Source organism: Sporosarcina sp. P33 (genome assembly GCF_002077155.1).
Classification (GTDB): Bacteria; Bacillota; Bacilli; order Bacillales_A; family Planococcaceae; genus Sporosarcina.
On sequence record NZ_CP015027.1, the window covers coordinates 1,470,629 to 1,482,943 of the forward strand.

Consider the following 12,315-nt stretch of genomic DNA (forward strand, 5'->3'; position numbering starts at 1 on the left):
CTAACTAAATGCCCACAAGGAGGCGGGAAAGTGAATAAATGGAAAGTAGATTCCGCAGCATCCACTGTCGGCTTTTCAGTTCCCCATATGATGGTATCCACGGTTTCAGGCACATTCGAAAAGTTTTCGGGAGAGTTGCAGGGCAATATTACAGATCTGACGAAATGCAGCATTGAATTTCAAGTGTGCGTATCTTCTATTCAGACCAAGAACAGAGACCGTGATCTACATCTATGCTCGGAAGACTTTTTTGATGCACAGACCTTTCCGCAAATGACTTTTTCTTCCCGTTCCATTTATGCCGATCCAGATGGCAGCTACCGAATGACGGGCAGCCTGACGATTAAAGGCACGTCAAAAAGAGCTTTGTTCTGCGTTACACCGCAAGAAGTTACGGTGTTTGGCGCCACGTTTCTGGTTGATGGAGAAATAAAACGCAAAGACTTCGGCTTACTGTGGAACCGCGCAATCGAAGCTGGCGGCGTTATGGTGGGTGATGTAATCGACATTACTATGAAGGTTGCTGTCTGCAGAAATTAGAAGTACATAAAAGAATTGAACAGACAACAGCACGCCTGCCCAAAATAAGTTTCCACACTATAAAACAAATAATCTGGAGCTGCCGTAACCCCCCGAACAGACGGGTGTTTACGGCAGCTCTCTTTACTTATAGCTACTGGAACCTTCATCACTGTGATGTATGGCTCTCCTTACCAAAATCCGGCCGCTTAAAAAGCCTTTTGATAATACAGCAAAAAGGACAGATGGGGTCCGTCTGTACTTCAATTATCATTTTTCCCTCTCGCCTGCCTATTCTCTATTTTAGAATCATGAAAACTTGGCAACAATATAACTGCTTGCCCTATTTGAAAATATAGAATGAGGTGTCGAAATGAATGAGTCGTTATGGCTGGCTACTGCTTATCCGCAGTCTGCCTATCCGACAGTGCAAGATGATTTGACATGTGAGGTGCTGATTATCGGCGGAGGGCTCAGCGGCATTGCCAATGCCTACTTTTTAGCCAAACAAGGAAAGGACGTTGTGCTGCTCGAGAAGAATAGTTTGCTGCACGGTGCAACAGGGAATTCCACAGGTAAATTAACTGCCCAGCATGATCTGGTCTATGCCGATCTGATTGCGCAATTTGATGTAGAGAGTGCAAAACAGTACTTTCAAGTAAACGAACAGGCTGTCCAGTTTGCACGTTCCATCGCAAAAGCAGATCAGCTGCAAACCGCACATTCCGCACTGTACTCGCAAACGCCAGAAGGCACAGAAAGGCTGCTGGCAGAGAAAAAGGCGTATGAAGAAATCGGTATTCCCTTTTCATTGGCAGGAAGTGCAGCAGATTTGCCGTTTGAGACGGCGCATACGCTATTAATTGAAGATGAAGCACAAATCCATCCCGTTCGCTTCGGTCAGCATTTGGCACAGCTTGCCGCGGAAGAAGGCGCGCGTTTGTATGAACATGCACAAGTAGCCGCGCTGGATACAGACCGTCATTTTGTCAAGCTGGCTTCTTCGAAGACCGTCAGTTATCGTCAGCTTGTCATCTGCTCCCATTATCCGATTGAAGCACTGGAAGGAATGCAAATCCTTAAATTAGACGTGGAACGGTCATATATCGCTGCCGCTAAAACGGACACACCGTTTGATCATCAATATATCGCGGTAGATCAGCCGAAACGTTCCATTCGCACCGCGACAATAGACGATCAATCCTATTTACTTCTCTGTGCCGAGTCCCATCCGGCAGGAGCAGAAAAAGAGACACAAGTGCATTACGACAATATTACGGATGATTTGAAGACGACGCTGGAACATCCTGAAATCATGTATAAATGGTCTGCGCAAGATCCGTCCACTCCTGATTTAGTGCCGTACGCCGGAGCCATTTCCACCTCCTCACCCGACGTTTATATTAGTACGGGCTACAGGAAGTGGGGATTAACCAACTCACTGGCAAGTGCACAGATTATTTCAGATGCTATCACAGGCAAAAAAAATCCCGCAAGCGAACTATATTCGCCAGGCAGGACAGAATTCGGTTCATTGTTCAGCCGCGCACTGCTGCTGACCGGACGCACTGTAAAAGAGTTTACGGGCGGGCACATTGCACGTACCGATTCTCCTATTTGCACGCATATGGGGTGCCGTACCCGCTGGAATAAAGGTGACCAGACGTGGGACTGCCCTTGCCACGGCTCACGTTTTCGTGCGGACGGATCTGTTCTCGAAGGACCTGCCACACAGCCGCTGGATTTAGGATAAAAAAGACTGTCACAGAAATCGACAACGATTTCTATGACAGTCTAGCCGTTATGAAAGTGCTTCAGTCAGTACAGGCACAATTTGTTTCTTACGGGAAACGATGCCTTTTAACAGCGCAGAGTTATTATTGAATGAAACGTTAAATGCAGATCCTGCACGCTCTGCTTCTTTACCGAGTGCAATGATGACGGAATCACTGTTAATGATATCAGTTACGACAAACAGGAAAAGATCCAGTCCTTTTTGTTCGATGATTTCATGTAATACAGCTTCCAGCTCATCCTGACGCCCAAGAATATCTTGTAAGTCCACTGCGTTCACTTGTGCGATTTCCATTTTCACATCGCCAAATTCAAATTCTTTCGCGTCAAGCCTGGCTAACTCTTTTACAGGCGTTGCACTTAAATCCGCGCCTGCTTTCAGCATAGCGAGACCGTACTCGGCTGCATCCACTTCTGCAATTGCAGCTAGTTCTTCAGCCGCAGCCTGGTCTTGAGGAGTGAAAGTTGGTGATTTGAATAATAAAGAATCCGATACAATTGCAGACAACATTAATCCTGCAATATTCTTCGGAATTGCAACTCCGTGCTCTTTAAACAATTTATTTAAGATAGTTGCTGTACAGCCTACAGGCTCCGCACGATAGTACAGCGGATCATTCGTTTGGAAATTCGCTATACGGTGGTGATCAATTACTTCCAGCACCTGTACATCTTCCAGATCATCAACACTCTGCTGTTTTTCATTGTGGTCGACCAAAATAACTTGGGAAGTTTCCGGTGCAGCTTTCTCGATCAGACGCGGCGCTTCAAAACCGAATGTTTCGAGCGCATATGCCGTTTCTTTTGAAATATTCCCTAAACGCACCGCTTCTGCGTCGACTCCGATCTGCTGTTTGAGATACGCATACGTAATCGCAGATGCGATGGAGTCTGTATCCGGATTTTTATGCCCGATAACTAATACTTTTGACATTTTCTCAATTCCTCCTATTTCACTAAGTTTACTAACTATATTTTATCACACTATTCAGGTTTGACTAGTGGAAATAACAAAGATTGGATCTCTTCCTTATTATGAAGGAAATCGGCAATCGTGTAGCGGTCGAGCACAGCAAAGTATGCTTGAAGCGCTTCATATAATACGCCTCTCAGCCGGCAGGCACTTGATAGTATACACATGTTTTTATCCGGATCAAAGCATTCGACCAAATGAAAATCATCTTCTGTTTTACGGACCAGTTCGCCTACATTAATACTGTCGGGTCTCACGCACAGACGAATTCCGCCGCCGCGCCCCCGGATCGTCTCGATCAGCTGCAGTTTCCCCAGTTCATGGACAATTTTGGTGAGGTGATTTTTCGAGATTTGATAAGCATCCGAGATTTCTTGGATAGTAGATAGTTCATCAGGCTGCTTGGAAGCTAAATAAATCAGAACACGCAGCGAATAATCTGTATACATCGTTAATCGCATAATATCACCCCTTCTGCTCTCTCTTCATTATAGCATTTACATGTAAAAATTCCTTGATTAGCATCACAGGTAAAAGTTGTATCGCTCCACTGTTTTTGAATAAAGTGTGACATGATTTCAGAATTTCTTTTAAACATGTATATAAAATGTATCTTTTAAACAGAAAATGATTTATGATAGAAATATCAAATACGGAAAGGTTGTGCACTATCAATGTTAGATCAAAAAACTATCGATATTATTAAATCCACTGTACCAGTACTGGAGCAACACGGGACAACCATCACATCTGTTTTTTACAAAAATATGTTTAAAGCGCATCCGGAATTACTAGATATATTCAATCACGCGAACCAATCACAAGGACGTCAGCAGACAGCATTAGCAAATACTGTCTATGCGGCAGCACAGCATATTGACAACCTGGGAGCAATCCTACCGGCTGTTGTACAAATCGCACATAAGCACGTGTCACTTGGAATCTTGCCGGAACATTATCCAATCGTTGGTGAACACCTGCTAAAAGCAATCAAAGAAGTGCTTGGCGATGCAGCGACTCCTGAAATCATCGATGCATGGGCGGCAGCTTACGGCGTCATCGCAGATGCATTCATCGGAGTAGAGGCAGAGATGTATGAAAATACAGCTAAAGCTGAAGGCGGCTGGGAGCTGTTCAAAGAATTCGAGATCGTAGACAAAGTAAAAGAAAGTGATGTCATCACTTCCTTCTATCTAAAACCGGTGGACGGAGAAAAATTACCATACTACTTACCTGGACAATATATTACTGTCCGTATGGAAATTCCGGGCGCGAAAAACATCGTAAACCGTCAGTACAGTCTGTCACAAAAATCGAATGACGAGACATTCCGTATTTCGGTTAAGCGCGAAGATACATTGTCGCCAAACGGCGTAGTGTCTTGCTACTTGCATAATGAGGCTAAAGTGGGCGACACATTGGAAGTCAGCGCACCAGCAGGTGATTTCTACTTAGAGCCTACTGGAACTGGTCCTGTGACACTTATCAGCGGCGGCGTTGGTATTACACCAATGAAAGCTATGTATTCAACAATTGCTGACTTGTCTCCAGACCGCGAAGTGGCATTCCTGCACTCTGCACGCACTCGCAGCCAACAGGCATTTGCGAATAAATTAGAGCAATTGAACGCAAAAATGCCAAACTCTACTTACAAAGCTCTTTATTCTGAAGAGGGAGACGGCGTATTCACACGTGAATTCCTTGAAAAGAACGTCATTGCAGGCAGCGATGTCTATGTATGTGGTCCGACTGGCTTCATGGAGTTCGTTATTCAACAGCTTCATGCAATTGGAGTACCGGAAGATAAAATTCACTTCGAGTTCTTCGGTCCTGCTGTAGCACTTGAATTAGCAACTGTATAATTACTAAGAAAAGAGCCGCCGCGAAAAGTCGTCATGACTTTCGCGGCGGCTCTTCTTTATTTCCCGCCTTCTGCCAGAATTGATGAATAAAAAAAGATGCCCCTTGAAGCACTGCCGCTTCCCGGACATCCACGCGTTCTTATACTTTCTTTGGCATGCGGAATGAAGCAAGAATCAGCGCCGCTACTAAAAACAGGCCTAAATAGCCCACTATCGGATAAAACGTCCTGACTAAGTTTGTAAAGCCAAAGAAACTAAGTGCATAGCCAATCAGTAACGAGAAGGCTACAAACAGTTTAAACTTCATCGTGCCGCTTTGGATAAATCGTGCTCCGAATGCATAAAACATGCTGACAGCCGTATTGAAAATCATGCCGTACAGAATGACCGCCATAAAGACCGCGAAAATTGGTGAGATATTATTCATGACAGCAAGCATCGGCAGCTCTGATTCAGATACGTATTCCACTTGTGAGAAAATTGCCAGATGACTGAGCAATATCAAAATACCAAGCCCCAGTCCCCCGACGAACCCTCCCCATGCTGCAATTTTTTCATTCTTCTCTGCACCGCCCATGACAATCGACATGGAAGCACCGAGCGCAATGTTAAATGACACATAATTGACTGCAGATATTAACCAGTTAGGCAAGGTGGTTGGCAAAGCATTGGCTACCGGATTAAGAACAGCAAAGGTCGTATCCATCGTAGCTATGCTATAAGCCGATACGATAATTACCGTAAGAATTAAAAACGGTGTTACACTGCCGATGATCGCGACAACTTTGTCCACGTTCATCAGAACTGTCATGAAGACCAGAACAATCATCAGCAGACTGCCTATATAAGAAGGCAGGCCGAACTGCTGATGTAAGTTGGCGCCTGCACCCGCAAGCATCACGACCCCGACTCCAAACAGTGTAAAGATAATAATTCCATCGACTACAACACCTGCATAACGTCCGCTTATTTTATAGATGACATCTTTATGCGATATGGTCTGCATACGACTGCCGAGGCGTGTCAATGTCATTCCTAAATATGCGAAAAGTGCCGTACAAATAACAGCACCCATCATTCCTGCGTAGCCGAAACTTGTAAAATACGTCATAATTTCATTGCCGGAAGCAAAACCTGCCCCTACCACAATTCCGATAAAGGCGCTGCTCATTTTCAATATTTCTTTCATATATTCCCCTACTTTTCTCTTTAGCAACACTCTCTGAGAAATTCTGTATTTATTTTATTTCCTGTACTTTGAGACGTACGGATTATCTTTCTCATAAAACCGCCATGGATAATGTACGGCCTCACCAGTATTGCCAATTCCTACACGCGGTCCCGCTTCTATCTCTGATTGCGGAAAACCCTCGGCTATGTAGAGAGGCCGCTGAGTCCAATGGTGGCCGTAGTATGCCATCGTTACGTTCAGTGCTTTGGAAAGCTTTCCGGGCCCGTTCGTCAGATCCGTCACTTTCTTAATATGTCCGCCCCGGCGTGCTTGCATAAGTGACAATCCCTCTATCGGCTCACCTGCCCGCAGTAATACTGCATGGGGCGTCCCTTCCTGTGCGCCCACCACATTCATCAGCACATGAGTATGCATCTGATATGTATATACCGAGCCCGCCTCTCCAAACATAATCTCCGTCCGTTTCGTTCTGCGATTTCCAAAACTATGCGCTGCACGGTCTTCAGGCCCGTGATACGCTTCTGTTTCCACTATCCTGACCACTGATAAACCTTCAGGCTGCTCGTGTACGATATATTGCCCCACTAAATTACGGGCAAGTTCAATTACAGGAGCAGTAAAGAATGATGAATCAATCGGTTCATACATACTATCTTCTCCTTCCTCTTTTTATGCCAATCCCTGTCCGGCCGCAAACTCACGATAGAGCTCATGCGTTTCCAGTAATTCGGCATGACGGCCCCTTCCGGTGATTTGTCCGTTTTCCAGAAACAGCAGCTGATCTGCATGCAATACAGTTGCCAGCCGATGGGCAATGATGAGTGTCGTCCGACCATGCATCAATCGGCGAAGTGCTTCTTGTACATGTGTTTCGGAGCCGCTGTCCAGATTTGACGTCGCTTCGTCCAGCAGTAAAATTTCTGGGTTATGCAGCAGTGCCCGGGCAATGGCAATGCGCTGCCGCTGACCTCCTGACAGTTTCATGCCGCGCTCTCCCACCATCGTTTCAAATCCATCAGGCATTTCCTCGATAAACGTATATGCATTGGCTGCTTTTGCCGCCTCGATCACTTGGTCAAGCGGCGGTCTTTTCTCCAGTCCATACGCGATATTGTCGAGAATCGTCCCGCTTAATAACGGGCTTTCCTGCGACACATAGCCGATTCGACGGCGCCAGTCGGATAACGGGATAGTTTGTATAGATGCATCCCCAAACCGTATTTCTCCTGAAGTCGGCTGATAGAACCGTTCAACCAATGAGAATATCGTCGTCTTTCCTCCTCCGCTCGGTCCGACAAATGCCGTCACAGTGCCTGTTTCAGCGGCGAAAGAAATGCCCTTCACTACTTCCTTTCCCTCTTCATAAGAAAAATGAACATCTGAAAACGTAATGGTTTCATTAGCTTTTGAAACAGACTTGCCTTCTGCGGGTTCCGAATTCATGTGCAAAATTCCCTGAATCCGTTCCGTCGCGCCCACTGCCTTCTGGAATGAAGTGAAAAATTGGGCCATCTTTGCAAATGGCATGATGATCTGAAAAAGCAAGAAAATAATCGCAACGAGCGTACCGGCAGACAAGTCACCTTTTGCCACTTGTGCGCCGCCGTATCCGAGGATTACTACTAGGATGCCCATCATCGTCAACATCATGATTGGAGAGATGACTGCCTGGATTTTCGCTTCTTTTAGGCCATATCCTAACAATGACCGGATCGCAGCCTTCCCTTTCTCACCTTCTGCTGGCTCTGCACGATAGGCTTTTACTAAACGTATATCACCGAGCACCCGGCCAAGATGTCCTGAAAACTTCGCCATTTCAGCCTGTGTCGCTTTCGCCACTTTATGCATCAGCCGTCCCAGCGGATATAGAATTGCCATGCTGACAGGCACACTAATCAGCATAATAATAGTCATTTTCCAATCGAGCACAAGTAAAATGATGACCGCCCCGACAATTGATATCAAGCCGGAGATGAATGAAACTAAATGCTCCGAGACCAGCGATTTTAACACTGTAGTGTCCTGCGTAATCCTGCTCATCGTTTCTCCTGTTTCATTTTGGTCGAAATATGGCACCGGTAAACGCAGAACCTTTTGCCATAGCTGATTGCGCAGATCAGCCACTACCGATTCACCGATATAAGCCAGCATATAATAGGAAAACCCACCGGCAATTGCCTGCACGACGAATAAAACGAGCAGAAACACACCCGTTTTCCAGTTCATCAATTCACTCGTAAAAGAGTCCACTAAATCTTTGGTGATCAGCGGCACCGCAAGTCCTGCCGCCGTTTCAACGAGGGAGAGCACGAATGCAATGACCGTTACTGCAACAGGCCAGTGTAATGTTTTAACAAGGCCTATGAATTCTTTAACAGACCCTGCAGGTTTTATTTGCGGACTCATAACGTATCCTCTTTTCTATATTATTCAAATGAGTTATCTGTTAGTCCTTGGAGATATTCACCGATCCGCTGCCAGTCGCTCTCCAGTTCCGGACGGAGAGATGGACGGTAAAAAACGGAAGCCGGATGAAATGTCGGCACGATGGTGTAGGAATGATCTGTCCAGCTGTACTGCGTATCTTCCAGTGCCGCTAAGTATTGGACGGGCTGTGTGATTACTTGTCCATGCAGCGCCGTGACTTTCGCGTGTTTTCCGAGCAATCGCTGAAGGCCGATATTGCCGAGTGTCACGATGAGCTTCGGACGCAGATTTTTTACTTCAAAATCAAGTACCGGCGCATGAGCCAGCTGCTCTTTTTGAGTAGGCGGCCGGTTATATTTACGTTCAGTCAAACTGCCGTCACGTTCTTTCTTCGTCCCCCATTTATAAGGCCTGCTGCGGAATGAACTCGTCATATACACATCTTCCCGCGTCAGACCGATCGATGCCAGTGATTTCATCAGCTCATCACCCGCACGTCCTATAAACGGGATGCCGTGTATCGCTTCGTGTTCTCCGGGTGCTTCACCGATCAATAAAAGCGACGGTGATTCGGGACCTTCTCCGCGCACAAAGCCTTCCACTGGAAATCCTTCGCTGCGTTCTTGCGCAATACGCGCCAATTCATCAGGTATGCGAAACATCGTATCAGCTCCTTATTCATAATTATAAGGGTTTCGTCTGCGAATCAAAAATATTAGCCATTGAAAAAGCCGCTCCCATTTATATGAAATGGAAACGGCTTAGTTTATATTATGTCAATTCAGTCTGTTTTGTTTCAGTTCCAAGGAAGATAACGGCTAATACGCCAACTAGGATCGCCCCGCAGAAAATGGCGAAAATCATGCCGAATCCATGGCCTGCCGCTAGCAACGTACCGACAAGAAGCGGTCCGAAGATGCCGCCTACACGTCCTACAGCCGCTGCAGTGCCGGAGCCCGTTGCACGAATTGAAGTAGGGTACTGTTCAGGAGAATACGCGTACAGCGCTCCCCATGCACCCAGATTAAAGAATGACAGCAGTGCGCCCGCCACCATTAAAGTAAATAAGGAATCTGCATTTCCGAAAGCAAGCGCACTGAGCGCCGTTCCGAACAAATACGTGGCGAGGACGAATTTGCGTCCCATTCTCTCAATGAGCCATGCCGCGCTGAAGTAGCCCGGCAGCTGTGCAAGTGTCATCAGCAAAACATAGCCGAAGCTCTTGATCAGACTGAAACCTTTCAGCACCATCACACTCGGCAGCCATAAGAACATGCCGTAATACGAGAAGACTACCGCAAACCATACAATCCACAGCATGATAGTCCGTTTTCTGAATGCTGGAGCCAATAACTGCTTCAACTTTTGGCCAGTTGACTGTGTTGTTTTTCCCTGTTCTTCAAACTTCTTGGAATCCGGCAAATTACGCCGTAAATAAATGGCATAAAACGCCGGAAGCGCAGTAATAATCAAAGCAATCCGCCAGCCGAAACTCGGGATCACAAAGTATGCAATCAATGCCGCAATCAGCCAGCCCGCAGCCCAGAAGCTTTCAAGCAGCACTACGACACGTCCGCGTTCTTTTGCGGATACACTTTCTGATACCAGTGTGGATGCAACAGGCAGTTCTCCGCCTAAACCTGCGCCTACCAGAAAACGGAGTATCAGGAATGCCCATAATGAAGTCGTTAAAGCAGATAATCCGCTTGCGACTGAAAATAAAACTAATGTGATCATAAATACTTGCTTTCGTCCGATGCGGTCTGCAAGCAGCCCGAAACCGAATGCCCCAACCGCCATACCGATTGAATTGATACTGCCAATCCAGCCCATTTCAGACGAAGTCAGCTGCCAGTCTACTGCCAATGCGGCTATAACAAAGGACAGAATACCAACATCCATCGCGTCGAACATCCAGCCTGTGCCTGCAATGCCAAGCAATTTATTGCGTGATAGTTCTTTCTTTTTCACCAGTCTTCTACCTTTCCATTGTGCAATCTTTAGGTGTCTTTACAGCTGTAATTATACCACTTTTGTTTTGCGTTTGACTAGTGTTGTTTTCCTGCGGATTTAGTTTGTGAGATCGGGAATTTAGGATGGGGCGGGATATGTGTATGAGCGGTTGGGCGGTGTGATTGATCACTTGAACAGCGGGTATGAGCGCTTGAGCAAGGTGATTGATCGCTTGAACAGCGGGTATGAGCGCTCGAGCAAGGTGATTGATCGCTTGAACAGCGGGTATGAGCGCTTGAGCAAGGTGATTGATCGCTTGAACAGCGTACATGAGCACTTTAGCAAGGTGATTGATCGCTTGAACACTGTGTATGAGCGCCCAAGCAAGACGATTGATCACTTGAACAGCGGGTATGAGCGCTCGAGCAAGGTGATTGATCACTTGAACAGCGGGTATGAGCGCTTGAGCAATACATATGAGCGGCTAGTGAAATTATAGAGCGCTCGTGAAGAAAGTATGAGCGCTCGCAGCCGGAAGCATGCATAAATACTGTGCAAACCCCGCAGAATGTGAAAAAATCCCGTCAGACCGGAGTCTGACGGGATTTTCTGTAATTCTTATAATCCAGCTTCTACTTCTTTGATCATTTCTTTGATTGATTGAAGTCCGCCGCCGGATAAGTACCAGTATTCACCGTTTAGGTACACCATTTTATCATTTTTGAATGCATTTGTTTTCTTTACCAGATCGTTTTCTACTGAATCTTTAGCCGTTGCACCGTTGCCGATTGCTGCATCCCGGTCGATGATAAATAGAATATCAGGGTTTGTTTCCAGGATGTATTCAAATGTAACGTTTTGCCCATGTGTGGAAACTTCAATATTTTCATCTGCCGGCTGGAAACCGAATACATCATGAACTAATCCGAAACGTGAGCTTGGGCCGTATGCACTGACTTTACCTTCAGTTGCCAGAATGATTAATGCTTTGCTGTCTGTTTCAGAAATTTTTGCTTTAATATCTTCAATGTCTGCATCCACATCGGCCAGTTCTTTGTTCATTTCGTCTTCTTTATCGAAGAGTGTTGCGATCTTACCCATATTTTCTTTGAATGATTCCATGTAGTTCGACGTGTCAACGCCCATGAAGATTGTTGGAGCGATTTCAGACAGCTGGTCATACAAGTCTGACTGACGTCCGGAGATAAAGATTACATCCGGTTTCATTGCGTTGATTGCTTCAAAGTCAGGCTCTTTCAAGCTTCCCAGGTTTTCGTACTTGTCATCTTCGTATTTGGAAAGGTACCCAGGTACATTTGATTGCGGAAGACCTGCTACTTCAATTCCCAGTTCGTCCAATGTATCTAAAGTTCCAAAGTCGAATACTACGACCTTTTCAGGGTTTTTTTCAAGAGTCGTTTCACCAAGTTCATGAGTAATTGTAACTTCTGTGCTTTCTTCTGCTGGCTGATCATCAGGTGCTGCGCTGTCAGCAGGTTTTTCTTCTTCTTTTGCCCCGCCGCAAGCAGCAAGTGCAAACAGTAGGATTAATGCAAACAGTGATAGTGTAAGTTTTTTCATTTTAGTATAATTCC

The 12,315-nt window shown here is 45.9% G+C and carries 12 protein-coding genes; 4 read left to right on the forward strand and 8 right to left on the reverse strand.

The features are described from left to right. The first annotated feature begins 30 nt into the window (after positions 1–30). Together SporoP33_RS07370 and SporoP33_RS07375 are read left to right on the forward strand one after the other, a co-directional pair. Positions 31–540, forward strand: coding sequence for a YceI family protein (locus SporoP33_RS07370; protein ID WP_081243115.1), 510 nt, complete (start codon positions 31–33; stop codon positions 538–540). Between the two features lie 352 nt (positions 541–892). Beyond that, positions 893–2,272, forward strand: coding sequence for an FAD-dependent oxidoreductase (locus tag SporoP33_RS07375; protein ID WP_081243116.1), 1,380 nt, complete (start codon positions 893–895; stop codon positions 2,270–2,272). 48 nt (positions 2,273–2,320) lie between these two features. On the opposite strand, the gene SporoP33_RS07380 is transcribed toward SporoP33_RS07375, so the two are convergent. Both SporoP33_RS07380 and SporoP33_RS07385 read right to left on the reverse strand, forming a co-directional pair. Beyond that, positions 2,321–3,247, reverse strand: coding sequence for a manganese-dependent inorganic pyrophosphatase (locus SporoP33_RS07380; RefSeq protein ID WP_081243117.1), 927 nt, complete (start codon positions 3,245–3,247; stop codon positions 2,321–2,323). Positions 3,248–3,297: 50 nt separating this feature from the next. Then, positions 3,298–3,747 (reverse strand): RrF2 family transcriptional regulator, encoded by a 450-nt coding sequence (locus SporoP33_RS07385; protein ID WP_081243118.1) that lies wholly within the window; start codon positions 3,745–3,747, stop codon positions 3,298–3,300. Between the two features lie 213 nt (positions 3,748–3,960). Between SporoP33_RS07385 and hmpA the strand changes: the two genes are divergently transcribed. Further along, entirely contained in the window at positions 3,961–5,148 is a 1,188-nt protein-coding gene (gene hmpA / locus SporoP33_RS07390) for an NO-inducible flavohemoprotein (RefSeq protein ID WP_081243119.1), read from the forward strand. A gap of 139 nt (positions 5,149–5,287) precedes the next feature. Here the strand turns inward: hmpA and SporoP33_RS07395 are convergent, their stop codons facing one another. The 5 genes from SporoP33_RS07395 to SporoP33_RS07415 form a co-directional block, all read right to left on the reverse strand. Beyond that, on the reverse strand, positions 5,288–6,337 hold the full coding sequence (locus SporoP33_RS07395; RefSeq protein WP_081243120.1) for a YkvI family membrane protein: 1,050 nt from the start codon (positions 6,335–6,337) through the stop codon (positions 5,288–5,290). A 54-nt stretch (positions 6,338–6,391) separates the two neighbouring features. Further along, positions 6,392–6,988 (reverse strand): DNA-3-methyladenine glycosylase, encoded by a 597-nt coding sequence (locus SporoP33_RS07400; RefSeq protein WP_081243121.1) that lies wholly within the window; start codon positions 6,986–6,988, stop codon positions 6,392–6,394. Between the two features lie 21 nt (positions 6,989–7,009). After that, positions 7,010–8,746 (reverse strand): ABC transporter ATP-binding protein, encoded by a 1,737-nt coding sequence (locus tag SporoP33_RS07405; RefSeq protein ID WP_081243122.1) that lies wholly within the window; start codon positions 8,744–8,746, stop codon positions 7,010–7,012. Positions 8,747–8,766: 20 nt separating this feature from the next. Continuing rightward, complete coding sequence (locus SporoP33_RS07410; protein ID WP_081243123.1) at positions 8,767–9,429, reverse strand: uracil-DNA glycosylase; 663 nt, start codon at positions 9,427–9,429, stop codon at positions 8,767–8,769. Between the two features lie 109 nt (positions 9,430–9,538). Continuing rightward, complete coding sequence (locus tag SporoP33_RS07415; protein ID WP_369821971.1) at positions 9,539–10,681, reverse strand: MFS transporter; 1,143 nt, start codon at positions 10,679–10,681, stop codon at positions 9,539–9,541. Positions 10,682–10,877: 196 nt separating this feature from the next. On the opposite strand from SporoP33_RS07415, the gene SporoP33_RS07420 reads away from it, so the two are divergent. Beyond that, the gene (locus SporoP33_RS07420; protein WP_081243125.1) at positions 10,878–11,219 is read left to right on the forward strand and encodes a hypothetical protein; all 342 of its coding nucleotides are present in this window, start codon (positions 10,878–10,880) and stop codon (positions 11,217–11,219) included. Positions 11,220–11,338: 119 nt separating this feature from the next. Here the strand turns inward: SporoP33_RS07420 and SporoP33_RS07425 are convergent, their stop codons facing one another. After that, the gene (locus SporoP33_RS07425) at positions 11,339–12,301 is read right to left on the reverse strand and encodes a siderophore ABC transporter substrate-binding protein (RefSeq protein WP_081243126.1); all 963 of its coding nucleotides are present in this window, start codon (positions 12,299–12,301) and stop codon (positions 11,339–11,341) included. Positions 12,302–12,315: the final 14 nt, after the last annotated feature.